Origin of the sequence: Citrobacter sp. Cpo069 (assembly GCF_030332785.1) — a bacterium.
Classification (GTDB): Bacteria; Pseudomonadota; Gammaproteobacteria; order Enterobacterales; family Enterobacteriaceae; genus Citrobacter; species Citrobacter portucalensis.
Genome location: NZ_JAOWHD010000060.1, coordinates 1 through 26,304, shown reverse-complemented (window position 1 = coordinate 26,304; position 26,304 = coordinate 1). Strand labels below are relative to the sequence as shown.

General features: G+C 48.0%; 25 protein-coding genes and 1 pseudogene. 17 read left to right on the top strand and 9 right to left on the bottom strand.

The genetic code is table 11. The features are described from left to right. Positions 1-68: 68 nt before the first annotated feature. Both rssB and galU read left to right on the top strand, forming a co-directional pair. Positions 69-1,082, top strand: a complete 1,014-nt coding sequence (gene rssB / locus OGY08_RS18895; RefSeq protein WP_032943688.1) for a two-component system response regulator RssB — start codon at positions 69-71, stop codon at positions 1,080-1,082. 204 nt (positions 1,083-1,286) lie between these two features. Next, on the top strand, positions 1,287-2,195 hold the full coding sequence (galU, locus tag OGY08_RS18890) for a UTP--glucose-1-phosphate uridylyltransferase GalU (protein WP_003020727.1): 909 nt from the start codon (positions 1,287-1,289) through the stop codon (positions 2,193-2,195). A gap of 137 nt (positions 2,196-2,332) precedes the next feature. Here galU and hns read toward each other — a convergent pair whose 3' ends face one another. After that, positions 2,333-2,746, bottom strand: coding sequence for a histone-like nucleoid-structuring protein H-NS (hns, locus tag OGY08_RS18885; protein WP_003020723.1), 414 nt, complete (start codon positions 2,744-2,746; stop codon positions 2,333-2,335). Positions 2,747-3,356: 610 nt separating this feature from the next. Between hns and tdk the strand changes: the two genes are divergently transcribed. Then, positions 3,357-3,974: a thymidine kinase gene (tdk, locus tag OGY08_RS18880; protein WP_008784954.1), complete on the top strand. Its 618-nt coding sequence runs from the start codon at positions 3,357-3,359 to the stop codon at positions 3,972-3,974. A 236-nt stretch (positions 3,975-4,210) separates the two neighbouring features. Here the strand turns inward: tdk and adhE are convergent, their stop codons facing one another. After that, the gene (adhE, locus tag OGY08_RS18875; protein WP_008784953.1) at positions 4,211-6,889 is read right to left on the bottom strand and encodes a bifunctional acetaldehyde-CoA/alcohol dehydrogenase; all 2,679 of its coding nucleotides are present in this window, start codon (positions 6,887-6,889) and stop codon (positions 4,211-4,213) included. A gap of 487 nt (positions 6,890-7,376) precedes the next feature. Between adhE and ychE the strand changes: the two genes are divergently transcribed. From ychE to OGY08_RS18840, 7 genes are all read left to right on the top strand, one after another. Continuing rightward, complete coding sequence (gene ychE / locus OGY08_RS18870; RefSeq protein ID WP_003020714.1) at positions 7,377-8,024, top strand: NAAT family transporter YchE; 648 nt, start codon at positions 7,377-7,379, stop codon at positions 8,022-8,024. Between the two features lie 771 nt (positions 8,025-8,795). Next, the gene (gene oppA, locus OGY08_RS18865; protein WP_048216252.1) at positions 8,796-10,427 is read left to right on the top strand and encodes an oligopeptide ABC transporter substrate-binding protein OppA; all 1,632 of its coding nucleotides are present in this window, start codon (positions 8,796-8,798) and stop codon (positions 10,425-10,427) included. Between the two features lie 232 nt (positions 10,428-10,659). Then, positions 10,660-11,580 carry an oligopeptide ABC transporter permease OppB gene (gene oppB, locus OGY08_RS18860; protein ID WP_003020708.1) on the top strand — a complete coding sequence of 307 codons (921 nt, stop codon included), beginning with the start codon at positions 10,660-10,662 and terminating at the stop codon, positions 11,578-11,580. Positions 11,581-11,594: 14 nt separating this feature from the next. Beyond that, positions 11,595-12,503 carry an oligopeptide ABC transporter permease OppC gene (gene oppC, locus OGY08_RS18855; protein WP_003020701.1) on the top strand — a complete coding sequence of 303 codons (909 nt, stop codon included), beginning with the start codon at positions 11,595-11,597 and terminating at the stop codon, positions 12,501-12,503. 11 nt (positions 12,504-12,514) lie between these two features. Continuing rightward, complete coding sequence (oppD, locus tag OGY08_RS18850) at positions 12,515-13,528, top strand: murein tripeptide/oligopeptide ABC transporter ATP-binding protein OppD (protein WP_003833364.1); 1,014 nt, start codon at positions 12,515-12,517, stop codon at positions 13,526-13,528. Beyond that, positions 13,525-14,529, top strand: a complete 1,005-nt coding sequence (gene oppF / locus OGY08_RS18845) for a murein tripeptide/oligopeptide ABC transporter ATP-binding protein OppF (protein ID WP_286566312.1) — start codon at positions 13,525-13,527, stop codon at positions 14,527-14,529. Before oppD ends, oppF begins: the two co-directional genes overlap by 4 nt. Before the next feature lie 45 nt (positions 14,530-14,574). Next, on the top strand, positions 14,575-15,411 hold the full coding sequence (locus OGY08_RS18840; RefSeq protein ID WP_008784948.1) for an ion transporter: 837 nt from the start codon (positions 14,575-14,577) through the stop codon (positions 15,409-15,411). Between the two features lie 37 nt (positions 15,412-15,448). Here OGY08_RS18840 and OGY08_RS18835 read toward each other — a convergent pair whose 3' ends face one another. Together OGY08_RS18835 and cls are read right to left on the bottom strand one after the other, a co-directional pair. After that, a complete protein-coding gene (locus OGY08_RS18835; RefSeq protein ID WP_003020691.1) occupies positions 15,449-15,778 on the bottom strand; it encodes an HI1450 family dsDNA-mimic protein in 330 nt (109 codons plus the stop codon). Between the two features lie 34 nt (positions 15,779-15,812). Next, positions 15,813-17,273, bottom strand: a complete 1,461-nt coding sequence (gene cls, locus OGY08_RS18830) for a cardiolipin synthase (RefSeq protein WP_003020687.1) — start codon at positions 17,271-17,273, stop codon at positions 15,813-15,815. Positions 17,274-17,415: 142 nt separating this feature from the next. Between cls and OGY08_RS18825 the strand changes: the two genes are divergently transcribed. Beyond that, complete coding sequence (locus OGY08_RS18825; RefSeq protein ID WP_003020684.1) at positions 17,416-17,589, top strand: YciY family protein; 174 nt, start codon at positions 17,416-17,418, stop codon at positions 17,587-17,589. A gap of 50 nt (positions 17,590-17,639) precedes the next feature. On the opposite strand, the gene OGY08_RS18820 is transcribed toward OGY08_RS18825, so the two are convergent. Then, on the bottom strand, positions 17,640-17,936 hold the full coding sequence (locus OGY08_RS18820; protein ID WP_048211485.1) for a YciI family protein: 297 nt from the start codon (positions 17,934-17,936) through the stop codon (positions 17,640-17,642). Positions 17,937-18,151: 215 nt separating this feature from the next. Between OGY08_RS18820 and tonB the strand changes: the two genes are divergently transcribed. Next, positions 18,152-18,880, top strand: a complete 729-nt coding sequence (tonB, locus tag OGY08_RS18815; RefSeq protein WP_168150127.1) for a TonB system transport protein TonB — start codon at positions 18,152-18,154, stop codon at positions 18,878-18,880. Positions 18,881-18,944: 64 nt separating this feature from the next. Here tonB and yciA read toward each other — a convergent pair whose 3' ends face one another. From yciA to OGY08_RS18795, 4 genes and pseudogenes are all read right to left on the bottom strand, one after another. Further along, positions 18,945-19,346 carry an acyl-CoA thioester hydrolase YciA gene (gene yciA / locus OGY08_RS18810; RefSeq protein ID WP_008784945.1) on the bottom strand — a complete coding sequence of 134 codons (402 nt, stop codon included), beginning with the start codon at positions 19,344-19,346 and terminating at the stop codon, positions 18,945-18,947. A gap of 165 nt (positions 19,347-19,511) precedes the next feature. Continuing rightward, on the bottom strand, positions 19,512-20,051 hold the full coding sequence (locus tag OGY08_RS18805; protein ID WP_003020667.1) for a septation protein A: 540 nt from the start codon (positions 20,049-20,051) through the stop codon (positions 19,512-19,514). A 54-nt stretch (positions 20,052-20,105) separates the two neighbouring features. After that, a complete protein-coding gene (locus OGY08_RS18800; RefSeq protein WP_003020663.1) occupies positions 20,106-20,849 on the bottom strand; it encodes a YciC family protein in 744 nt (247 codons plus the stop codon). 28 nt (positions 20,850-20,877) lie between these two features. Beyond that, positions 20,878-20,955 (bottom strand): annotated as a pseudogene (locus tag OGY08_RS18795) (YkgJ family cysteine cluster protein); the annotation flags it as partial. Between the two features lie 292 nt (positions 20,956-21,247). Here OGY08_RS18795 and ompW point away from each other — a divergent pair. From ompW to tnpA, 5 genes are all read left to right on the top strand, one after another. Continuing rightward, positions 21,248-21,886, top strand: a complete 639-nt coding sequence (gene ompW, locus OGY08_RS18790; RefSeq protein ID WP_003833354.1) for an outer membrane protein OmpW — start codon at positions 21,248-21,250, stop codon at positions 21,884-21,886. A 421-nt stretch (positions 21,887-22,307) separates the two neighbouring features. Continuing rightward, complete coding sequence (locus OGY08_RS18785) at positions 22,308-23,024, top strand: YebC/PmpR family DNA-binding transcriptional regulator (RefSeq protein ID WP_100272378.1); 717 nt, start codon at positions 22,308-22,310, stop codon at positions 23,022-23,024. A gap of 606 nt (positions 23,025-23,630) precedes the next feature. Next, positions 23,631-23,906, top strand: coding sequence for a hypothetical protein (locus OGY08_RS18780; protein WP_125363612.1), 276 nt, complete (start codon positions 23,631-23,633; stop codon positions 23,904-23,906). A gap of 186 nt (positions 23,907-24,092) precedes the next feature. Continuing rightward, on the top strand, positions 24,093-25,565 hold the full coding sequence (locus tag OGY08_RS18775) for a GGDEF domain-containing protein (protein WP_079935304.1): 1,473 nt from the start codon (positions 24,093-24,095) through the stop codon (positions 25,563-25,565). Between the two features lie 171 nt (positions 25,566-25,736). Beyond that, positions 25,737-26,195 carry an IS200/IS605 family transposase gene (gene tnpA / locus OGY08_RS18770; protein ID WP_057069660.1) on the top strand — a complete coding sequence of 153 codons (459 nt, stop codon included), beginning with the start codon at positions 25,737-25,739 and terminating at the stop codon, positions 26,193-26,195. The last annotated feature ends 109 nt before the right edge of the window (positions 26,196-26,304 follow it).

The following is a 26,304-nucleotide window of genomic DNA, read 5'->3' as shown; positions in this document are numbered from 1 at the left end:
GCTAATTCTGACAGGCGTGAGTGGCAATAGCATGCCACTATTTATTAAAGCCAGTCAGGGGGGAGAATATGACGCAGCCATTGGTCGGAAAACAGATTCTTATCGTTGAGGATGAGCCGGTATTTCGCTCACTCATGGACTCATGGTTTTCCTCTTTGGGAGCGACAACGGCGGTAGCTGGTGACGGACTTGAAGCACTGGACTTGCTTGGGCATTTTAAACCCGACCTGATGATCTGCGACCTGGCTATGCCAAGAATGAACGGTCTCAAACTGGTTGAGTATTTACGTAATCGTGGCGATCAGACCCCGATACTGGTGATTTCTGCGACGGAAAACATGTCCGACATAGCCAAAGCGTTACGACTCGGTGTGGATGACGTCCTGTTGAAGCCGGTGAAAGACCTTAATCGCTTGCGAGAAACCGTCTTTGCATGTCTTTATCCCAACATGTTTAATTCACGCGTGGAAGAAGAAGAGCGGCTATTTCGCGACTGGGATGCGATGGTGGACGATCCTGCCGCCGCCGCGAAGCTGCTAAAAGAATTACAGCCTCCAGTGTCGCAAGTGATTTCGCACTGTCGCATTAACTATCGACAATTGGTGGCAGCCGACCAACCGGGTCTGGTGCTGGATATTGCGCCGCTGTCGGATCATGACCTTGCATTCTATTGCCTTGATGTGACGCGTGCAGGGGATAATGGCGTGCTGGCTGCATTATTACTGCGGGCGCTATTTAATGGTTTACTGCAGGAGCAACTGACACAACAAAATCAACGGTTGCCGGAGTTGGGTACGTTATTGAAACAGGTAAATCATTTGTTGCGGCAAGCCAATTTACCAGGGCAGTTTCCCTTGCTGGTGGGGTATTACCACAGCGGATTAAAAAATCTGATTCTGGTATCGGCAGGGCTGAATGCGACATTAAATACAGGTTCCCACCAAGTGCAAATCAGCAATGGCGTTCCGCTGGGTACCTTAGGTAATACGTATCTTAATCAGCTGAGCCAACATTGTGAGTCATGGCAATGCCAAATTTGGGGGGCGGGAGGTCGCCTGCGCTTGATGTTGTCTGCGGAATGAACAATTGAGTGGCGTGCAAATGAAATTGGTTCACCCTCCCCATGTTGCGAGTGCTACTATCAACGCCAGATTTATTCGTATTTATCTTAATTATACCGACGCGCGTCCTTTTCAGACCAGAAGCTTGTCGCTGTACTGATATACTCGGATGCGATACAGAATGATGAACACGTTCAATACATGAACAGTCCAGGAGAGTTTTAAATGGCTGCCCTTAATTCAAAAGTCAAAAAAGCCGTTATCCCGGTTGCGGGATTAGGAACCAGGATGTTACCGGCTACGAAAGCAATCCCGAAAGAGATGCTACCGTTGGTTGATAAGCCATTAATTCAGTACGTCGTAAACGAATGTATTGCTGCGGGCATCACTGAAATTGTACTTGTAACTCACTCGTCTAAAAATTCCATTGAAAACCACTTTGATACCAGCTTTGAACTTGAAGCGATGCTGGAAAAACGTGTAAAACGTCAGCTTCTGGAAGAAGTGCAATCTATTTGCCCGCCACATGTGACTATTATGCAGGTGCGTCAGGGGCTGGCTAAAGGTCTGGGCCACGCGGTATTGTGCGCGCACCCTGTGGTTGGCGATGAACCGGTAGCTGTAATCCTGCCGGACGTAATTCTTGATGAATACGAATCTGATTTATCCCGCGACAACCTTGCCGAAATGATTCATCGTTTTGATGAAACAGGTAGCAGCCAGATTATGGTTGAACCGGTAGAAGATGTTACGGCTTATGGCGTTGTGGATTGTAAAGGCGTTGAATTATCCCCGGGCGAAAGCGTCCCGATGGTTGGCGTGGTTGAAAAACCAAAAGCTGATGTTGCGCCTTCTAATCTGGCCGTTGTGGGTCGTTACGTTCTTAGTGCCGATATCTGGCCTCTGCTGGCTAAAACCCCTCCGGGAGCGGGTGATGAAATTCAGCTGACAGATGCTATCGATATGCTGATTGAAAAAGAGACGGTTGAAGCTTATCACATGAAGGGCAAAAGCCATGACTGTGGTAATAAACTGGGCTATATGCAGGCGTTCGTTGAATATGGTATTCGCCATAATACTCTCGGCGCCGAATTTAAAGCCTGGCTGGAAGACGAGATGGGTATTAAGAAGTAACCTTCTGGTATTATCTGGTCAGAACGGCGCTGTATTAACAGCGCCGTTTTTTTTATACCTAATCCGGGTAGGGTTGAGCGAAGTACCGGTAAAAAAAATCCCGCCAGTGGCGGGATTTTAAGCAAACTATTTCTGAATTATTCCTTGATCAGGAAATCGTCCAGTTGTTTACCTTGTTCTTCCATCGCTTTTTTGATCACTGCCGGTGTACGGCCCTGGCCAGTCCAGGTTTTAGTTTCACCGTTTTCGTCAACATAGCTATATTTAGCCGGACGTGCAGCGCGTTTAGCTTTGGTGCCAGATTTAACAGCAGCCATGCTATTCAGCAATTCGTTCGGATCAATGCCGTCAGCGATCAGCATTTCACGATATTGTTGCAGTTTACGAGTACGTTCTTCAACTTCAGCAGCAGCAGCGCTTTCTTCTTCGCGACGCTCGCTAACTACAACTTCTAATTTTTCCAGCATTTCTTCAAGCGTTTCCAGAGTGCATTCTCTTGCCTGCGCACGAAGAGTACGGATGTTGTTCAGAATTTTAAGTGCTTCGCTCATTGTAGTAATCTCAAACTTATATTGGGGTGGTTTGTTGAGCTAATAATAGAGCGATAAATTCAGTTGTGCAATAGCCAGGAATGTAAGGAATTCAAAATTGCGCTTTATTTAGTATCAGAATTAATTCTCCTGTCTTAAATTTCCCATGATGTTGGGCATAAAAAAGGCTTATTGACGAGGGGGCTTCTCAGCGGCTGAGAGTAAAAATTCAAGATTCAGGTCACATTTTATGGTGTACAAATAGTATCTCTTTGCAGTGATTTCAACCTTTTGTATTAGTTTTGCTTACGTGAATTCGCTAATACACGGCGACAGTGGGTAGATTCAATAACAATATGGGAAGGGTTTCTTTATTGCCGTATGATGATAAGTGACATTGATAAATTTCATGAGCACTATTTGTGAAAGAGTGTGTATATACGCGTCCGAGTTCAGGCTGTTTGGTCGATGGTTGTATGCTCTCTCACTATCCGTTACTTAAATTCAGGCGGCACTGTGCGAGCTTGCCCGCTCATTTATACGCCTTTGTGGCCAACGCTACACCGACATGTTCGTGAAATATGATACAATCCAGCCCATATTTATTTCCCCTGGTGAGGGCCTTCGGTCAATGGCACAACTATATTTTTACTATTCTGCAATGAACGCAGGTAAGTCGACTGCATTGTTGCAATCTTCGTACAATTATCAGGAACGTGGGATGCGTGCCGTTGTATATACAGCGGAAATTGATGACCGTTTTGGTGCTGGAAAAGTAAGTTCACGTATAGGTCTGTCGTCACCTGCAAAATTGTTTAACCAAAATTCATCATTGTTCGAAGAGATTCGCGCCGAGAATGCGCAGCAAAGAATTCACTGTGTACTGGTCGATGAGTCTCAGTTTCTGACCCGACAACAGGTTTATGAATTATCTGAAGTTGTCGATCAACTGGATATTCCTGTTTTGTGTTACGGCTTACGCACTGATTTTCGTGGTGAGTTATTTGGTGGCAGCGAATACCTGCTTGCCTGGTCAGATAAACTGGTTGAATTAAAGACCATTTGTTTCTGTGGCCGTAAGGCCAGCATGGTATTACGCCTTGATCAGGCTGGAAGACCTTATAACGAGGGCGAGCAGGTGGTTATCGGCGGGAATGAACGCTATGTGTCGGTATGTCGTAAACACTACAAACAAGCGCAGTCTGAGGGCTCTCTGACGGCGATACAAGAACGACACAGCCACGATTAACCCTGTACGCTTCTGAGCGCTTATAAACACAGGGTAGGCCGGAACCTTCGTCAATGTTCTCTACCCTGTCAGACTCTTTTCTGACGGCTGGTCTCACATCTTCCTGAATACATCTCTTACACTGCCATTCTATTCACATGGTTAAATTGTGTATTCCCCGATTTTCATAACACAAGACGAAAAAAACGGCCCCAATTGGGACCGTTTATGATGAAGCTAAAACTTATCTGAGCAAATTAAGCGGATTTCTTCGCTTTCTTTTCTGCTTTCGGTGCAGCTACTGCTTCAGTCTTAGCGGCGGTCTGACCTTCGCTATACTCACGACCGTAGTAGGTATCCAGCAGGATCTGTTTCAGTTCAGAAATCAGCGGGTAACGTGGGTTAGCACCAGTACACTGGTCGTCAAACGCATCTTCAGACAGTTTGTCCACGTGTGCCAGGAAGTCAGCTTCCTGAACGCCAGCTTCACGGATAGACTTAGGAATACCCAGTTCAGCCTTGATTTCTTCCAGCCAGCCCAGCAGTTTCTGGATTTTCGCGGCAGTACGGTCACCCGGTGCGCTCAGACCCAGATGGTCTGCGATTTCAGCGTAGCGACGGCGTGCCTGCGGACGGTCGTACTGGCTGAATGCAGTCTGTTTAGTCGGGTTGTCGTTCGCGTTATAACGAATAACGTTGCTGATCAGCAGGGCGTTCGCCAGACCGTGAGGAATGTGGAACTGAGAACCCAGTTTGTGCGCCATTGAGTGACATACACCCAGGAAGGCGTTAGCAAACGCGATACCGGCGATAGTTGCTGCACTGTGTACACGCTCACGCGCTACCGGGTTCTTAGAACCTTCATGGTAAGACGCTGGCAGGTTTTCTTTCAGCAATTTCAACGCTTGCAGAGCCTGACCGTCAGAGAACTCAGAAGCCAGTACTGAAACGTAAGCTTCCAGAGCGTGGGTGACGGCATCCAGACCACCGAACGCACACAGTGACTTCGGCATATCCATAACCAGGTTGGCGTCAACAATCGCCATATCCGGAGTCAGCGCATAGTCTGCCAGCGGGTATTTCTGCCCAGTTGCATCGTCGGTAACGACCGCAAACGGAGTCACTTCAGAACCGGTACCGGAAGTGGTGGTAACTGCAACCATCTTCGCTTTTACGCCCATTTTCGGGAACTTGTAGATACGTTTACGGATGTCCATAAAGCGCAGTGCCAGTTCTTCGAAGTGAGTTTCCGGGTGCTCGTACATAACCCACATGATTTTCGCGGCGTCCATCGGGGAACCACCACCCAGTGCGATGATTACGTCTGGTTTGAAGGAGTTAGCCAGCTCAGCACCTTTGCGAACAACGGTCAGAGTCGGGTCAGCTTCAACTTCAAAGAACACTTCGGTTTCAACGCCAGCAGCTTTCAGAACGGAGGTGATCTGGTCTGCATAACCGTTGTTGAACAGGAAGCGGTCGGTCACGATCAGCGCACGTTTGTGACCATCGGTAATCACTTCATCCAGTGCGATTGGCAGAGAGCCACGACGGAAGTAGATAGATTTCGGAAGTTTGTGCCACAACATGTTTTCAGCTCGCTTAGCAACGGTTTTCTTGTTGATCAGGTGCTTAGGACCAACGTTTTCAGAGATGGAGTTACCACCCCAGGAACCACAACCCAGTGTCAGGGAAGGTGCGAGTTTGAAGTTGTACAGGTCACCGATACCACCCTGAGAAGCCGGGGTGTTGATCAGGATACGTGCGGTTTTCATCATCTGGCCGAAGTAAGCAACACGTTCTGGCTGGTTGTCCTGGTCAGTGTACAGGCAAGAGGTATGACCGATACCGCCCATCGCAACCAGTTTTTCAGCTTTAATGACTGCGTCTTCGAAGTCCTTCGCACGGTACATTGCCAGCGTCGGAGACAGTTTTTCGTGAGCAAACGGTTCGCTTTCGTCGACAACCTTCACTTCACCGATCAGAATCTTAGTTGTTTCTGGTACGGAGAAGCCTGCCAGTTCAGCAATCTTGTATGCCGGCTGACCAACGATAGCTGCGTTCAGCGCGCCATTTTTCAGGATAACGTCCTGAACAGCTTTCAACTCTTTACCCTGCAGCATGTAACCGCCGTGAGTTGCAAAACGCTCACGTACAGCATCATATACAGAGTCAACCACGACGACAGACTGCTCAGAAGCACAGATTACGCCGTTATCGAATGTTTTAGACATCAGAACAGATGCAACAGCACGTTTGATATCAGCGGTTTCGTCGATAACAACAGGGGTGTTACCTGCGCCTACGCCGATCGCCGGTTTACCGGAGCTGTATGCCGCTTTAACCATGCCTGGACCACCGGTCGCAAGGATCAGGTTGATGTCCGGGTGGTGCATCAGCGCGTTAGACAGTTCAACGGAAGGTTGATCGATCCAGCCGATCAGATCTTTCGGTGCGCCAGCAGCGATTGCTGCTTGCAGAACGATGTCAGCTGCTTTGTTAGTTGCATCTTTTGCGCGCGGATGCGGAGAGAAGATGATGGCGTTACGGGTCTTCAGGCTGATCAGTGATTTGAAGATTGCAGTCGAAGTCGGGTTAGTGGTTGGAACGATACCGCAGATGATACCAATCGGTTCAGCAATGGTAATGGTACCAAAAGTGTCGTCTTCAGACAGCACACCACAGGTTTTTTCATCTTTGTAAGCGTTGTAAATGTATTCAGAAGCGAAGTGGTTTTTAATCACTTTATCTTCGACAATACCCATGCCGGATTCGGCAACGGCCATTTTCGCGAGAGGAATTCGAGCGTCTGCGGCAGCCAGAGCGGCGGCACGGAAGATTTTGTCAACCTGTTCTTGAGTGAAACTGGCATATTCACGCTGGGCTTTTTTTACGCGCTCTACAAGTGCGTTAAGTTCAGCGACATTAGTAACAGCCATGATGCTCTCCTGATAATGTTAAACTTTTTTAGTAAATCATCTGCTCGATACGAGAGTATAGACAGACCGTCGAAAATTTGTGTAATGGTTTGAAAATCAAACGGTTAATTAACGTCCACTTTACTTTGATTTACTAAAAGAGCTTATACGCTAGCGCCTGTTAACTCTAACGCGTTACCTCCAGGTGGCGTAAGCAAGATTACTCACTTCTGAGTAGTAATTGCGTGATCTGGATCAAAAATTCGCAAAGCTGACACCTTTCAGCAGGCCCTTTTAGCGTTTCTCGTTAAGTGTTAATAAATTGGCGTAATGAATGCTAATAACATTAGCATATTTAATACATATTAATAACACTGAGTATTGGTAGCGTATTTACATTGATATACGCAGATAGAAGGTGAAGTATGCTGACAAAAGGCGTATCTTCAGCGCGGATTTTATCAATTTTTATGACTCATTTTATCCGGCTAACGCTTCGGAGCTAACCGTGATCCAAACGCTATTTGATTTTCCTGTCTATTTTAAATTTTTCATTGGGTTATTTGCGTTGGTCAACCCGGTAGGGATCATCCCCGTCTTTATCAGTATGACCAGCTATCAAACTGCCGCAGCACGAAACAAAACCAACCTCACGGCAAACCTATCGGTCGCAATCATCCTGTGGACTTCGCTGTTTCTTGGTGATGGTATTCTGCAACTCTTCGGCATCTCAATTGACTCGTTCAGGATCGCTGGCGGCATTCTGGTTGTGACTATCGCGATGTCAATGATTAGTGGAAAACTAGGGGAAGATAAACAAAACAAACAGGAAAAATCAGAAACCGCAATCCGTGAAAGTATCGGCGTTGTGCCGTTGGCATTGCCGTTGATGGCGGGGCCGGGGGCGATAAGCTCAACTATTGTTTGGGGTACGCGATATCATAGCGCGATTAACCTGTTTGGCTTTTTTGTAGCGATTGCGTTGTTTGCCCTGTGCTGCTGGGGGCTGTTCCGCATGGCACCATGGTTAGTGCGCCTGTTGGGCCAAACCGGTATCAACGTCATTACGCGTATTATGGGGCTGCTGTTAATGGCTTTGGGTATCGAATTTATCGTTACAGGCATCAAATCCATTTTCCCTGGTTTGCTGGCCTGAAACCTCTCTTCTGTGCAAACGGAGTCGTGTCCGGCTCCGTTTCCTTTCATTATCAGTAAAATTTCTCACTAAAGTTGAAAATCAGCAGAGCAATAATAAAAAATGCTGATGATTAACTCTCCTGTTAGCCATTGATTCAAAAGATATAACACGTCCCAGTAGGCCCGGCGAAGACCAATACTGCTGTTATTTTATTAACATCATACTCTGGGGCTTGCTGAAGGATTATCGAAATGATATTAGTTATTTCAGCCTTTATTTCAGATGAATGTGCTAATTAATAACCAATTGTTAAATTTATGTGCATTTTGACATGGCGTTGACTTCGGACAGGATGGATAACACCATGGTCGACATAATGTATTGATTTTTTTGAATTTCCCATAATGAATCTTCATTCGTAAGACTTTTTAAGTGAGATTTATTTCCAATAAAAGAGAATTGGTTAACAAATTTGTAAAATGTATTGGCGGTTAAGAAACGCATTTGATACTTTCCGGCCTGGTATTATGCAGAAGAATTCACGTTGATGAGAATCATTTGCAGTTAGTTTCTCTCAACAGGGTAATAGCGTGTTTCCGGCAGGGGAGGCACGTAGAGAATCGACGCAAGGCGGTCATACGAATCGCCAGAATAAATAAAGTCGGTGATAGCAAGCAGTAAAACAATAAACCACCTGACGGCAGAAAATCTCCGGTGCCGTACAGGGATCCTGACAGGATTAACAGTCTGGTTAAAAAACCAGCCATAATAATGAGGGAGTACAACACAATGACTAACATCACTAAAAAAAGTTTAGTAGCTGCGGGGATCTTAACTGCGCTAGTCGCTGGAAATGTTGCCACGGCGGCAGTAGTGCCAGCGGGTGTGCAGCTTGCTGAAAAGCAGACTCTGGTGCGTAATAACGGTTCGGAAGTGCAATCACTCGATCCCCACAAAATCGAAGGTGTACCTGAATCCAACATTAACCGTGACCTGTTTGAAGGTTTATTAATCAGTGATGTCGATGGCAAACCATCGCCTGGCGTGGCTGAAAAATGGGAAAATAAAGATTTTAAAGTCTGGACATTCCATCTGCGTAAAGATGCTAAGTGGTCTGACGGCACGCCTGTTACCGCGCAAGATTTCGTGTATAGCTGGCAACGTTTGGCTAATCCAAATACTGCTTCACCGTATGCCAGTTATTTGCAGTACGGTCATATTGTCAACATTGATGATATTATCGCCGGTAAAAAACCGGTCACCGATCTGGGCGTAAAAGCTCTCGACGATCATACTTTTGAAGTTACCCTCAGCGAACCAGTTCCTTATTTCTACAAACTGCTTGTGCACTCTTCCGTTTCACCGGTTCCCAGAGCGGCTGTTGAAAAATTCGGCGAGAAGTGGACCCAGCCCGCTAACATCGTTACTAACGGTGCGTATAAACTGAAAGACTGGGTTGTGAACGAGCGCATTGTGCTTGAGCGTAATACCAACTATTGGGACAACGCCAAAACGGTTATTAACCAGGTAACCTACCTGCCTATTTCTTCTGAAGTGACTGACGTTAACCGCTATCGCAGCGGTGAAATCGACATGACCTATAACAACATGCCGATTGAGTTATTCCAGAAACTGAAAAAAGAGATCCCGAACGAAGTCCACGTTGACCCGTATCTGTGCACCTATTATTACGAAATCAACAACCAGAAAGCACCGTTCAACGATGTTCGTGTTCGTACCGCCCTGAAGCTGGCGTTGGATCGTGACATTATCGTCAATAAAGTGAAAAACCAGGGTGACCTGCCAGCATATAGCTTTACTCCTCCATACACCGATGGTGCGAAACTGGTTGAGCCAGAGTGGTTCAAGTGGTCTCAGGAAAAACGTAATGAAGAAGCGAAGAAACTGCTGGCTGAGGCCGGATATACCGCTGAGAAACCGCTGACCTTTGATCTGCTGTATAACACCTCAGACCTGCATAAGAAGCTGGCTATTGCCGCGGCATCTATCTGGAAGAAAAATCTGGGTGCTAATGTGAAGCTGGAAAACCAGGAATGGAAAACGTTCCTCGATACGCGCCATCAGGGCAACTATGATGTTTCACGTGCGGGCTGGTGTGCGGACTATAACGAACCTACCTCCTTCCTGAATATGGTGCTGTCCGACAGCTCCAATAATACCGTCCACTATAAGAGCCCGGCATTTGATAAGCTGATTGCGGATACGCTGAAAGTGACGGATGAAGCGCAGCGCAGCGAACTGTATTCGAAAGCGGAACAGCAGCTGGATAAAGATTCTGCGATTGTACCGGTTTATTACTACGTTAACGCCCGCCTGGTGAAACCATGGGTTGGCGGATACTCCGGTAAAGACCCGATGGATAATATCCACGTTAAAGACTTGTATATTATCAAGCATTAATGGCAAGACGTGGGGCAATCATGTTGCCCCACAGTGTCTTTTTCTTCGAACTATAAATACCTCTTTAGACAAAGAGAGGTATACCCTAAATAATTCACGTTGCAGGAAGGCGGCAACGCAGCGAATCGCCAGGAGCTTACTTAAGTAAGTGACTGGCGTGAGCGAGCAAAGCCAACGCACTTGCAGCTTGAAGTATGACGGGTATAAAGGCACACGCCAGAAGGTACGGGCAATGTTAAAATTTATATTACGTCGCTGTCTGGAAGCGATTCCGACGCTGTTTATTCTTATTACGATTTCATTCTTTATGATGCGCCTTGCGCCCGGAAGCCCATTCACCGGGGAACGCGCATTGCCGCCAGAAGTGCTGGCTAATATTGAAGCGAAATATCATCTCAACGATCCCATCTCCACACAGTATTTCAGCTATCTGAAACAGCTGGCGCACGGCGATTTTGGACCATCCTTTAAATATAAAGACTACACGGTTAACGACCTCGTTGCCTCGAGCTTCCCGGTTTCTGCGAAGCTGGGTGCGGCAGCCTTTATTCTGGCGGTGCTCGTCGGTGTTAGCGCCGGAGTGATAGCCGCGCTGAAGCAAAATACACGTTGGGACTATACGGTGATGGGGGTGGCAATGACCGGGGTGGTTATCCCCAGTTTCGTGGTCGCTCCCTTATTGGTCATGATATTTGCCATCACCTTGAAATGGCTACCCGGCGGGGGCTGGAACGGCGGGGCGCTGAAATTTATGATCCTGCCGATGGTGGCCTTGTCACTGGCCTACATCGCCAGTATCGCCCGTATTACTCGTGGTTCGATGATTGAAGTACTGCACTCTAACTTTATTCGTACCGCACGCGCTAAAGGGCTGCCGATGCGGCGGATTATTTTCCGCCATGCGTTGAAACCTGCGCTGTTGCCAGTGTTGTCCTATATGGGACCGGCATTTGTCGGCATTATCACCGGTTCGATGGTTATTGAAACCATTTATGGCTTGCCGGGTATTGGCCAGTTGTTCGTCAATGGGGCGTTAAACCGCGACTATTCGCTGGTTCTTAGCCTGACCATACTGGTGGGTACGCTGACCATCGTGTTTAACGCGATTGTCGATGTGCTGTATGCCGTTATCGACCCGAAAATTCGTTACTGATACTGGAGCTCGCTATGATGTTAAGTAAGAAAAACAGCGAGGCGCTGGAGAATTTCAGTGAAAAGCTGGAGGTCGAAGGCCGCAGCCTGTGGCAGGACGCGCGTCGACGCTTTATGCATAACCGCGCGGCGGTAGCAAGCCTGGTGGTGCTGGTAATTATTGCGCTGTTCGTGACGCTGGCACCGATGTTGTCGCAGTTTACCTACTTCGATACTGACTGGGGCATGATGTCCAGCGCGCCGGATACGGAATCAGGCCACTATTTCGGTACTGACTCGTCGGGACGCGACCTGTTGGTGCGCGTGGCAATTGGCGGGCGCATTTCGCTGATGGTCGGTATTGCGGCGGCGCTGGTCGCGGTAGTTGTTGGTACGTTGTACGGTTCTCTGTCGGGCTACCTTGGCGGAAAAATTGACTCGGTAATGATGCGTCTGCTGGAAATCCTCAACTCCTTCCCGTTCATGTTCTTCGTGATCCTGCTGGTCACCTTCTTTGGGCAAAATATCCTGCTGATTTTTGTCGCTATCGGAATGGTCTCCTGGCTCGATATGGCGCGTATCGTGCGTGGACAAACGCTGAGTCTCAAGCGCAAAGAGTTCATTGAAGCAGCACAAGTGGGTGGGGTATCTACCGTACGTATCGTTATCCGTCATATCGTGCCGAACGTGCTGGGCGTAGTGGTGGTATACGCTTCATTGCTGGTGCCGAGCATGATTCTGTTTGAATCCTTCCTGAGCTTTTTGGGATTAGGTACGCAGGAACCGTTAAGTAGCTGGGGCGCGCTGCTCAGTGATGGTGCCAACTCGATGGAAGTCTCACCATGGCTGCTGCTGTTCCCGGCAGGTTTCCTGGTGGTCACTTTGTTCTGTTTTAACTTTATTGGCGATGGCCTGCGTGATGCCCTCGACCCGAAAGACCGTTAAGGAGTGCAGCCATGAGCGTAATTGAAACCTCAACCGCGCCGCTCGCGCAACAACAGGCTAACGCACTGCTAAACGTAAAAGATTTGCGTGTGACGTTTGCGACCCCCGACGGCGATGTAACTGCGGTCAACGATTTAAACTTTTCTCTGCGAGCCGGAGAAACGTTGGGTATTGTCGGTGAATCCGGTTCGGGTAAATCGCAAACGGCCTTTGCCCTGATGGGGCTGCTGGCGGCGAATGGTCGTATCGGGGGCTCCGCAACGTTCAACGGGCGTGAAATTCTGAATTTACCGGAACGTGAACTGAACAAACTGCGCGCCGAGCAAATCTCGATGATTTTCCAGGACCCGATGACGTCCCTCAATCCATACATGCGGGTCGGGGAGCAGTTGATGGAAGTTCTGATGCTGCATAAAGGCATGAGCAAAGCGGAAGCTTTTGAAGAGTCGGTCAGAATGCTGGATGCGGTGAAGATGCCGGAAGCGCGTAAGCGTATGAAAATGTATCCGCATGAATTCTCCGGTGGTATGCGTCAGCGCGTAATGATCGCCATGGCGCTGCTGTGCAGGCCCAAATTACTGATTGCCGATGAACCAACCACTGCGCTCGATGTGACGGTACAGGCGCAAATTATGACGCTGCTGAATGAACTGAAAAGTGAATTCAACACCGCGATTATCATGATCACCCACGATCTGGGGGTTGTTGCCGGTATTTGCGATAAAGTCCTGGTGATGTACGCCGGACGTACTATGGAATACGGCAGTGCGCGGGATGTTTTTTATAAACCCGTTCATCCGTATTCGATTGGTTTGCTAAATGCCGTACCTCGTCTGGATGCCGAAGGGGAAGAGATGCTCACTATCCCTGGCAACCCACCGAACTTACTGCGTCTACCAAAAGGTTGTCCATTCCAGCCGCGTTGCCCGCATGCGATGGAAATCTGTAGCAGTGCTCCGCCACTGGAGGAATTTAGCCCAGGCCGTCTGCGTGCCTGCTTTAAGCCGGTGGAGGAACTGGTATGAATACGGTGACCGAACAACGTAAAGTGCTCCTTGAGATTGCCGACCTTAAAGTCCATTTCGATATTAAAGATGGCAAACAGTGGTTCTGGCAACCGTCTAAAACCCTGAAGGCGGTTGATGGCGTAACCCTGCGACTGTATGAGGGCGAAACCCTGGGCGTGGTCGGTGAATCAGGCTGCGGGAAATCGACCTTTGCCCGTGCGATTATCGGCCTGGTGAAGGCCACCGATGGAAAGGTTGCCTGGCTGGGTAAAGATTTACTGGGCATGAAACCCGATGAGTGGCGGGAAGTGCGCAGCGATATCCAGATGATTTTCCAGGATCCGCTGGCATCGTTAAACCCGCGCATGACCATTGGTGAAATCATTGCCGAACCGCTGCGAACTTATCATCCGAATCTTCCTGGTCAGGAGGTCCCCGACCGTGTGAAGGCGATGATGATGAAGGTAGGATTACTGCCCAACCTGATTAACCGCTACCCACATGAGTTTTCCGGTGGCCAGTGTCAGCGTATCGGTATTGCCCGCGCGCTGATCCTCGAACCGAAGTTAATTATCTGTGATGAACCAGTTTCGGCGCTGGACGTGTCAATCCAGGCCCAGGTGGTTAACCTGCTGCAACAGCTTCAGCGCGAAATGGGATTATCGTTAATCTTCATTGCTCACGACCTCGCGGTGGTTAAACACATCTCCGACCGTGTGCTGGTTATGTATCTCGGACATGCGGTGGAATTAGGGACTTATGACGAGGTGTACCATAACCCGCTGCATCCTTATACCAAAGCGCTGATGTCTGCGGTGCCGATCCCCGATCCGGATCAGGAAAGGAACAAGGTTATCCAGTTGCTGGAAGGCGAGTTACCGTCCCCGATTAATCCTCCTTCCGGTTGCGTGTTCCGTACGCGCTGTCCGATTGCTGGACCGGAATGCGCAAAAACGCGCCCGGTTCTGGAAGGAAGTTTCCGACATGCAGTTTCCTGCCTGAAAGTAGACCCGCTATAATCCTGAGGGCTGACAAAGGTCAGCCCTTTTTTTGGTGAGGTATCTGTGCCTGGTTTAGTCTCTTCTGTCCGCCGTGCGCTCTATCGCAAATTATTTGATTTAAATACCCGTTCAGGGCGTCGCTTTGAAGGTATGTGTGCGCTATTTGCCTTGCTCAGCGTTATCGTTATCTTCATTGAGTCCGGAGTAGGGACGCAATACCATTTAACCTTTGAGGAATGGCGCGTTTTTGTCTGGCTGGAGATCTTTATTACTCTGGTCTTCACCCTCGAATATCTTCTGCGCTTATGTTGCTGGGCCAACCCCGCTAAATATGTGTTCAGCTTCTGGGGGATAATTGACCTTGCCACCATTCTGCCGCTGTATGTGATGTGGCTATGGCCGGAAATCAGTCTGAGCTATGTTTTCGCCTGGCGAGCGATGCGTGTCCTGCGCGTCCTGCGTATTCTCAAGCTGCTGCGCTTTATGCCTTCTCTGCGGGTGTTCTGGAATGCGTTAAAAAGCGCCCGACATCAGCTGATGCTGTTCTATTCCTTTATTGCCATTCTGATGGTGGTTTTTGGCGCGATGATGTATCTGATTGAAGGGCCAAAATATGGGTTTACTACGCTGAATGCGTCGGTGTATTGGGCGATTGTTACTGTAACCACCGTCGGCTATGGCGATATCACGCCACACACACCATTGGGGCGCATGGTGGCGTCCGTGCTTATCCTGATTGGTTACTCGGTGATTGCGATACCGACGGGATTGATTACCACGCACATGAGCAGTGCGTTCCAGCAGCGCGGGCACCAACGAAAATGTCCCCAGTGCCAGCAGGCGCAGCACGAAAATAGTGCGCAATTTTGTAACCGCTGTGGAAGTAAACTGCCGGGTTAAAAATGAAAAAAGCTGCGAGAGCAGCTTTTTTGTTTGATTATTCGCGCCAGAGAATATGGCAGAGCTTATGATCTTTTTCGCGACATAATAAAACGCGCGCGAAAATATCGTTAATCTCGCCGTCTTCTGTATCTGCCAGACCAATCACCACCTCGGCAAAGAAGTCAGGGTTCAGGTCAAAATCAACATGCTCCTGCCAGTCTTCTGCCGGATCGAACAACTCGGCACCGCCACGCTCTTCAAACTGCAAATTGAACAGAATGATGTCGGCTGGATCCAGATTGTCCGCAGCCAGTTCGAGAAAAATGTCATAAGCCTGCTCAAGCGTTTCGTCTTCGGTCAGGCGATTGTTCAAATCCATATCCATAATGACTACCTGTTTACTGTCTAATGGGCACGTTTTACAGCAACGGACTAAAGAAGTAAAACAGTCGCTCTGCTATCCGCTGCCAGAGTGGTCGTTTTACCCACAAACGGGCATCAAGCAGGCGGGAACGCGAAATATAATCATCCTGTACTGCCGCGAGATCGCCACCGAATCCGGCATCATCAATGACCAGCGTGATTTCAAAATTGAGCCACAGACTGCGCATATCCAGGTTAACCGTACCGACCAGGCTCAGCTCGCCATCGACCAGTACGCTCTTGGTGTGCAGCAAGCCACCTTCGAACTGATAAATTTTAACGCCAGCCGCCAGCAGCTCGGTGAAAAAGGCCCGGCTTGCCCAGCCAACCAGCAGGGAGTCATTTTTACGTGGAAGAATGATACTGACGTCAACCCCACGCTGCGCTGCTGTGCAGATCGCGTGCAACAGATCGTCGCTGGGGACGAAGTAGGGTGTGGTCATTATTAAATATTCACGTGCTGAATAAGCAGCGGTTAGTAGCGCCTGATGAATCAAATCTTCAGGGAAACCAGGACCCGAGGCGATAGTGTGAATGGTGTGGCCGCTGGCTTGCTCAAACGGCATGATATTGACGTCTGGTGGCGGGGGCAAAATGCGCTTCCCGGTCTCAATTTCCCAGTCGCAGGAATAGACAATGCCCATAGCAGTGGCGACAGGACCTTCCATTCTGGCCATTAAATCAACCCATTGCCCGACACCCGCATCTTGTTTGAAGAAACGCGGGTCGACCATGTTCATGCTGCCGGTATAAGCAATGTAGTTATCGATCATGATCATTTTGCGGTGCTGACGCAGGTCCATACGGCGTAAAAATACACGCATCAGGTTCACCTTCAGCGCTTCTACAACCTCGATACCTGCGTTACGCATCATCGCCGCCCAAGGACTGCGGAAGAACGCTACGCTGCCGGCGGAGTCCAGCATCAGGCGACAGTGAATGCCACGTCTCGCAGCAGCCATTAACGACTCGGCTACCTGATCGGCCATACCGCCTGGCTGCCATATGTAGAACACCATTTCGATGTTGTGGCGCGCCAGCTGAATATCACGGATCAGCGCCTGCATCACGTCATCTGAACTGGTGAGCAACTGCAGCTGGTTTCCCTTTACGCCGGCTATTCCCTGACGACGCTCGCACAGTTTAAATAACGAAGAGGCGACGCTGCTATTTTCCTGGGCAAAAATATGCTTGCAGGCCTTGAGGTCGTTCAGCCATTTGGCGGTTGAAGGCCACATCGCCCGGGCGCGTTCGGCACGTCGCTTGCCCAGGTGAAGTTCACCAAAAGACAGATAAGCAATGATTCCTACCAATGGCAGAATGTAGATGATCAACAGCCAGGCCATTGCGGAGGGCACTGCGCGTCGCTTCATCAGAATGCGTAACGTTACGCCAGCAATGAGTACCCAGTAACCCAGAATGACCAGCCAACTCACCACGGTGTAGAAGGTTGTCATAAATTTAAAAATCCTTTTGAAAGCGTATTGTTAAGAGTTTACGCATAAGGATTAATCTGGCAAATAAAAACACGGGAAAACCACTGGCCTGCATTCGGTCTGGCGTTATAATGGCCGCTCAGTGACTGGAAGAGTAGTTAACATGAAGCGTAGTAGAACGGAAGTGGGACGCTGGCGGATGCTGCGTCAGGCTAGCCGCCGTAAAGCACGTTGGCTTGAAGGACAATCGCGTCGTAATATGCGTATCCACACTATCAGAAAGTGCATTCTCAACCATCAACGCAACTCGTTGCTGTTTGCAATCCACAGTATCTGATCTAAAAGGGCACCGCTGGCGGTGCCCAATGTCTGCGTTTGTTCTGTTTTTTAAAATACTTTCTTGTAAGGTTTTACTGAAACCTGCGCATAAACGCCCGCCGCAACATACGGATCGGCATCTGCCCACGCCTGTGCCGCCTCCAAAGATTCAAATTCGGCAATCACCGTCGAGCCGGTAAAACCCGCCGCACCGGGATCGTTACTGTCGACCGCTGGCATGGGGCCCGCCGTGAGCAAACGACCTTCGTCATGAAGGAGTTGCAGGCGAGCCAGATGAGCAGGGCGCACGGAAAGACGTTTTTCGAGAGAGTCTGCGATATCTTGAGCGTAAATAACATACAGCACGGGTAGAGCTCCTTGAACGGTAAAAGTCGTTAATAACGTTATTGGAAAGGCCTAACAACTGCAACGGAAAGATAACTGATATGTTAAGGCCATACTCTGAAAGTGGTTTTTTATCATAAAATCGCGTTTTAAATGTCAGTTAGCACCACGGGCTTATTGAATATGATTGCTATTTGCATTTAAAATCAGGGCCTGGTTTTTTTACTGAAACGATTATGACTTCAATGACCCTTGATTTACCTCGTCGCTTTCCCTGGCCAACGTTACTGTCTGTCGGCATTCATGGTGCCGTAGTGGCTGGTTTGCTGTATACCTCGGTACATCAGGTTATTGAACTACCTGCGCCAGCGCAGCCGATCTCTGTCACGATGGTCGCGCCTGCCGATCTCGAACCGCCTCAGGCCGTTCAGCCGCCGCCGGAACCCGTTGTCGAGCCTGAACCGGAACCTGAACCGATTCCAGAGCCACCAAAAGAGGCGCCGGTGGTGATTGAAAAACCGAAGCCCAAGCCTAAACCGAAGCCAAAACCGGTGAAAAAGGTGGAAGAGCAACCGAAACGCGATGTTAAACCAGCAGAACCGCGCCCGGCCTCCCCACTGGAAAATACGGCACCTACTCGCACAATGACCAATACCGCGCCGGCAACTACCAGCAAACCGGTGGTCAGTGCGCCATCGGGTCCACGCGCTTTAAGCCGTAATCAGCCTCAGTATCCGGCTCGAGCTCAGGCGCTGCGCATTGAAGGCCGGGTAAAGGTCAAATTTAACGTAACGCCGGATGGCCGGGTTGAAAATGTGGAGATCCTGTCGGCACAGCCTGCCAATATGTTTGAACGTGAAGTGAAAAACGCGATGCGTAGATGGCGTTATGAAGCAGGTAAACCCGGTTCCGGACTTGTGGTGAATATTGTTTTCAAATTAAACGGCACAACGCAGATCGAGTAAGCATCAGGCCGTCCGGCAATGATCAAGAGTGATGATTGCCGGATAGCAGTACTGACGTGTGCTATCAGACCAACGTGGGAATTGGACGTGGTTTCCCGTCTTTATCAACAGCAACGTAGATAAACAGAGCTTCGGTAGCCTTATAGCGCTGTCCAATTGGTTCAGAAGCAACTTTCTTCACCCAAACTTCAATATTGATGCTGATCGAGGTTGTCCCGCGTTTCACACAGCGTGCATAGCAACACACCACATCACCTACGGCGACCGGGCGCAAAAAGCTCATCCCTTCCACTCGCACCGTTACCACACGACCATGTGCGATCTCTTTGGCCTGAATCGCGCCACCTATATCCATTTGTGACATCAGCCAGCCGCCAAAAATATCACCGTTCGCGTTGGTATCGGCAGGCATGGCCAGAGTACGTAAAACCAGTTCACCCTGGGGAGTGTTATTCGTTGTTGTCATTGTAGAACCGACTATAGAGAAAGATTACAGGCGCGATGCTACTAGAATTTATGCGTTGAGAACAGAGGGGATGCGGCGTGCGGAGCAGATGTAAGTCAGGTTGTCAGCTCTATGGAACGCGAAGGGATAAAAATTCGCCAGATCCGCAGATCTGGCGAGCATGTATTACGATTTATCTTCTTGCGGCAGATGACGGTAAATATAGACCCCACTCAGCAGCGTAAAGAATAAAGTCAGGGCGGTCAGGCCGAACACTTTGAAGTTGACCCAAATGTTCTGCGGTAGCCAAAATGCAATATAGATATTCGCCAGGCCACACAGGATGAAAAATACGGCCCAGGCTAGATTAAGTTTCGACCACACCGGCTGCGGCAGGGTCAGCTCTTTACCTAACATGCGTTGAATCAGCGGCTTTTTCATCACCCACTGGCTAACCAGCAGAGCACCAGCAAACAGCCCGTAAATCACCGTTACTTTCCACTTAATGAATTCATCGTTGTGGAAAAAAATAGTCAAACCACCAAATACGGCCACCAGGACAAAGGTGATTAACGCCATCTTCTCGACCTTGCGATAGCGAACCCAGCTGTAAATCAACACCACAGCCGTCGCGACAATCAGCGCCGAGGTCGCCGCATAGATGTCGTAAAGCTTATAAAAAGCAAAAAAGACAACCAGCGGTAAAAAATCAAGAAACTGCTTCATTCTTCGATTCCGTAATCAAAAGCACCGGGTACAAGCCCGGAATGCGTTCAGGGTTTATTGGCGAATCAGCATGTACAGGCGGAACAAATAGATCAGCAACACGGCGGAGATCATATTGCTCAGCGTATTCGCCAATACCGCGCCTACATTCGGCGTAAGTACTGCAAAACTTGGCGCAAAAAGCAACAGCAGCGTTTTTGCCAGCAACCAACCGATCACTGCCGGCGCAACTAGTCGCATATTCGACCACGCCAGACGCATACTGTTGCGCATCGCGGCAAAGACACCCATTTTGTCCTGTACCAACATCACCGGTGCGAGTGCCAGCAGGATCGCCAGCAGAATACCGGGAACAACAACCAGCATAATACCGATTTGCACTAGCAGAGTAGTCAAAAAAATCAGAATAAACAGCTTCGGTAACACTGGCGCACTGGCGCCGATAGCACGTAACGCACTGACCCGATGACCTGCTGAAATCAGCTGAATCATCAGGATGACCCCCCCGGCGAGGATGGCATTACCAATCAGACCGGAAAACGTCGACGCCGCGGAAGCGCGTAGCAAAATTTGCTGTTGCTCCGGGGTCATGTTTTGCACCAGATCGAACAGCCCCACGCTGCTGGTTAACTGATCGCCTTCACTGAGTTGCGCAATTTGTGCGTCAGTGGGGGAAAAGGCATGCCCTAACACCACTGTGATAAACGCGCACAACAACGATACCAGCAAGATGGTAATGAATTGATTACGGAAAAAGTTTCCCGTGTCACGGTAAACGGATTTCGCCGTGATAGACATGCACTCTCCTTGAGTTTTGCAGGTGTTCATTTGCGGGCAATTGTACCCTGGATAACTCTACAGTGGCAGCATCGCGCGATGTATGGAAAAGCATATCTTTGTAAAGCTGCAGTAATTTTTGGCTATGACTTCAGCGTCGTGCATAAACGCTGTTTGTTATCTGCGCATCACGCGCAGATATCCATCACCCATCAGCAATGAGCTGGGGGTACTTGCACATTGAAAATATATCAAAATTGATCTGAATTAATTTAACCAGGATTTTGAATGCAAGTTCTAACTTAATCTGGATCAATAAATGTTAAATTATCAAAGTCAATGTGATCCATGTTAGATCACTTATTACTCCAATGTGGGTATATTCGTTCCGCTTTTATAACCATAACGATGGAGCGGACATGAAAAAATTAACAGTTGCAGCATTGGCTTTAACAACTCTTCTCTCTGGTAACGCATTTGCGCATGAAGCTGGAGAGTTCTTTATTCGTGCAGGTTCAGCCACCGTCAGGCCGACGGAAGGTGCAGGTGGTACGCTGGGCAGCTTAGGTGGCTTTGATGTCAGCAATAACACGCAGCTGGGTCTGACATTTACCTACATGGCAACCGACAATATCGGTGTTGAATTACTGGCAGCTACGCCGTTCCGCCATAAAATCGGCACTGCTGCAACGGGGGATATTGCCACCGTACATCATTTACCGCCGACGTTAATGGCGCAGTGGTACTTCGGTGACTCCAGCAGTAAACTGCGTCCGTACGTAGGTGTTGGGGTGAACTACACGACCTTCTTCGATGAAGGCTTTAACGATAACGGTAAAGAAACAGGGTTATCGGACCTGAGTCTGAAAGATTCCTGGGGGGCAGCAGGGCAAGTCGGTATGGACTATCTGATTAACCGCGACTGGTTGATTAACATGTCGGTCTGGTACATGGATATCGATACCACCGCAAGCTATAAAATGGGTGGCGTCCAGCAGCGAGACAGTGTACGCCTCGATCCGTGGGTGTTTATGTTCTCTGCGGGTTATCGTTTTTAAGTTCTTCTGCAAAACCCCTGCAAAACTGGTCATCAAGTGACCAGTTTTTTTTCATTCTTTTCCACGCGTGTCGTTGTCTTGAACGGCCATTATTTTGCTCCTCTGGCCTGACAAAATTTGTGTGTCGAAACCTCGCTATAAGCAGTGCAGCAGCAACTTTAATAGTAGAAGTGTTTGTCTGGAATATCACTTTTGTTTCTCTTCACTTATGCATTATTGCTGCGGACCATTTATTAAGAACAAAAAAGAACCAGAGGATAATTTATCAATAATGTTAACTATTGATAAAATTAAAGTAACATATCGTAAAATTCTAATATTTTTATTTTTAATAGACGAGGATTTATACGTCATGATATAATGTAATGCTAGGTTATTTACCTGTCGGCTATGTAAATGAATTTTTGAGGAGATCATTCCAGTGGGACGTAAGTGGGCAAATATTGTTGCTAAAAAAACAGCTAAAGACGGTGCAACGTCTAATGTATATGCAAAATTTGGTGTCGAAATTTATGCTGCTGCTAAACAAGGCGAACCAGACCCAGAATTAAATACAACTTTAAAATTCGTTATTGAACGTGCTAAACAAGCGCAGGTTCCAAAACACGTTATTGATAAAGCTATTGATAAAGCCAAAGGCGGCAGCGATGAAACGTTCGTGCAAGGGCGTTATGAAGGCTTTGGTCCCAGTGGTTCACTGATTATCGCTGAAACATTGACTTCAAATGTTAACCGTACGATTGCTAATGTCCGCTCAATTTTTAATAAAAAAGGCGGGAATATCGGAGCGGCTGGTTCTGTCAGCTATATGTTTGACAATACCGGAGTGATTGTATTTGAAGGGACAGATCCTGACCACATTTTTGAAATTTTGCTTAATGCTGAAGTAGATGTTCGTGATGTAACCGAAGAAGAAGGAAACATCGTTATTTATACAGAATCTACAGATCTTCACAAAGGCATTGCAGCTTTAAAAGCCGCAGGGATTACTGAATTCTCTACCACAGAATTAGAGATGATTGCTCAATCAGAAATTGAACTTTCACCAGAAGATTTAGAAGTCTTTGCAGGGCTTGTTGATGCCCTTGAAGATGACGATGATGTTCAAAAAGTATATCATAACGTTGCTAATCTCTAATGATAGATTAAAAGAATCTGTCATTATGGCAGATTTTTTTAACTCATAAAATTGTTATGAAGAAGAATGTCTGGCCAGATATATCTATTCTAAAAAACTGATAAAAACCACTATCTTAAAAAAGAAAATGTAATAATTAAAATCTCTGGCCATAACTTCTTAGGTACGCGATAAACGTTATACGTCCAATATGCCCCGCGATATCCTGCATCCACTCAGCACCGCTATGAACAATTGAGATGTTAACTCCATCATTCCAGATAATCTGGTGTAAGCACAACGTGAGTTTCTCACTCATCACTGTCCCGACATTATCAGTGAAGCTTTACATCAGATTATGTGGTCCGCTTCTTGCTCAGAATAGTCCAATGATTGACAGTCTCAGACAGTATGGAAAAAATGAGTGCACCATTATTACAAACTCGGATATTTTCCATCGTCATCAACTAAATTTTCTGATCTTCGCCAGAGATTCGCACGGAGCTGTCTGTTACCGTTTTCAGACAATATCCTTACCTCGACCCATCGTTTAAACAATCCCATCCTACCTTTCTCCCTTTGATGTAGTGCTACTCTTTAAGCAAAACAACTTTGAGGGTATTGCTGATGATGTTGACCCGCCATCTGCTACAGCAAAAAATCACACTTCTGGAACCGTTCTCCGAAGAACAAACGGCAGCGTTTGCCGTGAGTGCTGCACGTGAGTTATTGCTTTGCATGGATAAAATAGAGGCGCTGGAGAAACTTATTGCGACTCCGGTTACACTACCTTATTGCAGCGCCAGTCCGGTTTGTGAGATTGAGGCGGGCTATGCCGCAGGCGTAAACGACTGCCGCGAGGCCATTCGACGGGCAGGGTATCCTATTGAAGGTGATGATTAGTTTGCGCTTATGTTAACAAATATGTGCTTTTGTTGTATAAAACTGTAACCTAAGCGCGCGACTGCGGGCTGCATCAACTTACCTGCTTCGGGGTGGCGAACATTCTCTATCAACGTACAACGCTGTTATGCAACAACATAAACGGGTAACCGATTTGGCAATACTGTTAACTATCAGGGTGGACTCGTGAAGATTGTGCAGGATAAGCTCAGAAACAGGCAGGCACTGCTGGTATCAGGGCTCATTACGTTGGTATTTACGTCGTTGTTTCTGTTTATTATTTATGAACAGCGAATGGCCGCTGCCAGCGAAGGTGTCAACCGCCTGCAAGCGCGCATGATGGACATTTTTAACGATAATGAGCTGATCGCTGATGCGATTGGTGAGCGCTATCACCACATCAAAAATGGCGAGCAATGTGGCGATATGTCTCGATTTGTTCCTCGGAATGATCAGGAATGGGGAATTAACGCCGACCCAAAGCGGCTGCATTCGGCGACCGGGACAATGGTTGCCCAGCAAACCAGCCACAATGCGCTGTGTATGTATACAGCGGCTGAATTTATTCGTGGTATGGTCAATGAGCTAAACCCGGGCAGTTTTGATGCACATCGTTATATTATCGCCAAAAACTCAGATTATTTTTACTGGTTTATGGCTTCCGATTCCCGCAATTTCAGTTTCTCTAATTCTGAAATGGCACGGGATATCACCAACTTTTTCTATCCTCCGGTCGATTTCTATACTCGATTACTGCAAAAAAACGTCAAAAACAAAGCCCTTAGTTCGACGAATTTTTATACCGATAAAATTACCGGTGAAAAAGCTTATAGCGTGGTGAGTTATATCTACGATCTGTCTGGCAAAGAGATATCAGACCAAATCGTAGCCTATCTGGTCTATGACCATTCAAAGCCCGAATTGCAGGAAGCGTTAGCCCAGGCATTTGACAACCAAATTCCACCGGAGCTGAATGTGGAGTTGGTGAATTTAACAAACCATGAGAGTCTCTGTTTATCCGGTAAATGTACCGGTCAATCCCGCTTTATGGTGCGCAATTTTTCGGAGAAATATGCGCTGCACTATTCGCTTTCATTAGGCCGTTTTATGGCGCGTGACGCACATGCCGGGATTGTTATCCTGCTGGCGCCGTTCTTTTTCATCATCATTAGCTTCTCGTTAAAGTCATGGCTGAACGAAAGTGACCTCAAAGTTTATATCGATACTCTGACCGGCTGTTTTAACCGTCGAATTCTCGACATCATCAAGCGTCGGGATTTATCACACTGCTCGGTGGTGCTACTTGACTGTAATAAGTTCAAGGCCGTCAATGACACCTGGGGCCACGCGGCAGGCGATCGTGCGCTGCAAATTATCGCCAACAGAATGCTGTCAAACACCCGCACCAGTCACGATATTGTGATTCGTACCGGCGGGGATGAATTTATGATCCTGCTGTTTCGATCGCAGGCAACTGACGCTATAGCAATCGCGCAACGTATTAGTGGGCAGGTGACCAGCCATGTGTTTGTGGTGGATGGCCATACCGTGCCATTGTCAGTATCGTGGGGGATTGCAGAGGTGAATGGTGAACTTGATGTGGCCATTCAGAATGCGGATAGCGCTATGTATAGAATGAAGCACACGAAAGAAGGATAAAACCGCCAGAAATTTCTGGCGGTTGATTGTGCACAGAAAACCCCCAGCTAGGCTGGAGGTTCCGGAAAGCTTTCAGCTTTGGGCCAGTTATTAAAACCCCTTTTGATTTGTTAAAACACCTTGCGGTCTGGCAACTGCAAGGGTTAAACAAGAAATCAAAAGGGGGTCCCAATGGGGGACGAAAAGAGCTTAGCGCACACCCGATGGAACTGTAAATATCACATAGTTTTTGCGCCCAAATACCGAAGACAAGCATTCTACGGGGAGAAACGTAGGGCGATAGGCAGCATCTTAAGAAAGCTGTGTGAGTGGAAAAACGTGCGGATCCTGGAAGCGGAATGCTGTGCAGATCATATCCATATGCTTGTGGAAATCCCGCCCAAAATGAGCGTATCCGGTTTTATGGGTTATCTGAAAGGTAAAAGCAGTCTGATGTTGTATGAGCAGTTTGGTGATATGAAGTTTAAATACAGGAACAGGGAGTTCTGGTGTCGTGGGTATTACGTAGATACGGTGGGTAAGAACACAGCAAGGATACAGGAATACATAAAGCACCAGCTTGCAGAGGATAAAATGGGCGAGCAGTTATCGATCCCTTATCCGGGTAGCCCGTTTACGGGCCGTAAGTAACGAAGTCTGATGCAAATGTCAGATCGTATGCGCCTGTTAGGGCGCGGCTGGTAACAGAGCCTTATAGGCGCATCAGAAAAACCTCCGGCTATGCCGGAGGATATTTATT

What these genes read in the sequence shown, in the direction of transcription:
- rssB (WP_032943688.1), top strand. Translation starts at nt 69, where the DNA reads ATGACGCAGCCATTGGTCGGAAAACAGATTCTTATCGTTGAGGATGAG.
- galU (WP_003020727.1), top strand. Translation starts at nt 1,287, where the DNA reads ATGGCTGCCCTTAATTCAAAAGTCAAAAAAGCCGTTATCCCGGTTGCG.
- hns (WP_003020723.1), bottom strand. Translation starts at nt 2,746, where the DNA reads ATGAGCGAAGCACTTAAAATTCTGAACAACATCCGTACTCTTCGTGCG.
- tdk (WP_008784954.1), top strand. Translation starts at nt 3,357, where the DNA reads ATGGCACAACTATATTTTTACTATTCTGCAATGAACGCAGGTAAGTCG.
- adhE (WP_008784953.1), bottom strand. Translation starts at nt 6,889, where the DNA reads ATGGCTGTTACTAATGTCGCTGAACTTAACGCACTTGTAGAGCGCGTA.
- oppA (WP_048216252.1), top strand. Translation starts at nt 8,796, where the DNA reads ATGACTAACATCACTAAAAAAAGTTTAGTAGCTGCGGGGATCTTAACT.
- oppB (WP_003020708.1), top strand. Translation starts at nt 10,660, where the DNA reads ATGTTAAAATTTATATTACGTCGCTGTCTGGAAGCGATTCCGACGCTG.
- oppC (WP_003020701.1), top strand. Translation starts at nt 11,595, where the DNA reads ATGATGTTAAGTAAGAAAAACAGCGAGGCGCTGGAGAATTTCAGTGAA.
- oppD (WP_003833364.1), top strand. Translation starts at nt 12,515, where the DNA reads ATGAGCGTAATTGAAACCTCAACCGCGCCGCTCGCGCAACAACAGGCT.
- oppF (WP_286566312.1), top strand. Translation starts at nt 13,525, where the DNA reads ATGAATACGGTGACCGAACAACGTAAAGTGCTCCTTGAGATTGCCGAC.
- OGY08_RS18835 (WP_003020691.1), bottom strand. Translation starts at nt 15,778, where the DNA reads ATGGATATGGATTTGAACAATCGCCTGACCGAAGACGAAACGCTTGAG.
- cls (WP_003020687.1), bottom strand. Translation starts at nt 17,273, where the DNA reads ATGACAACCTTCTACACCGTGGTGAGTTGGCTGGTCATTCTGGGTTAC.
- OGY08_RS18825 (WP_003020684.1), top strand. Translation starts at nt 17,416, where the DNA reads ATGAAGCGTAGTAGAACGGAAGTGGGACGCTGGCGGATGCTGCGTCAG.
- tonB (WP_168150127.1), top strand. Translation starts at nt 18,152, where the DNA reads ATGACTTCAATGACCCTTGATTTACCTCGTCGCTTTCCCTGGCCAACG.
- yciA (WP_008784945.1), bottom strand. Translation starts at nt 19,346, where the DNA reads ATGACAACAACGAATAACACTCCCCAGGGTGAACTGGTTTTACGTACT.
- OGY08_RS18805 (WP_003020667.1), bottom strand. Translation starts at nt 20,051, where the DNA reads ATGAAGCAGTTTCTTGATTTTTTACCGCTGGTTGTCTTTTTTGCTTTT.
- OGY08_RS18800 (WP_003020663.1), bottom strand. Translation starts at nt 20,849, where the DNA reads ATGTCTATCACGGCGAAATCCGTTTACCGTGACACGGGAAACTTTTTC.
- ompW (WP_003833354.1), top strand. Translation starts at nt 21,248, where the DNA reads ATGAAAAAATTAACAGTTGCAGCATTGGCTTTAACAACTCTTCTCTCT.
- OGY08_RS18780 (WP_125363612.1), top strand. Translation starts at nt 23,631, where the DNA reads ATGATGTTGACCCGCCATCTGCTACAGCAAAAAATCACACTTCTGGAA.
- tnpA (WP_057069660.1), top strand. Translation starts at nt 25,737, where the DNA reads ATGGGGGACGAAAAGAGCTTAGCGCACACCCGATGGAACTGTAAATAT.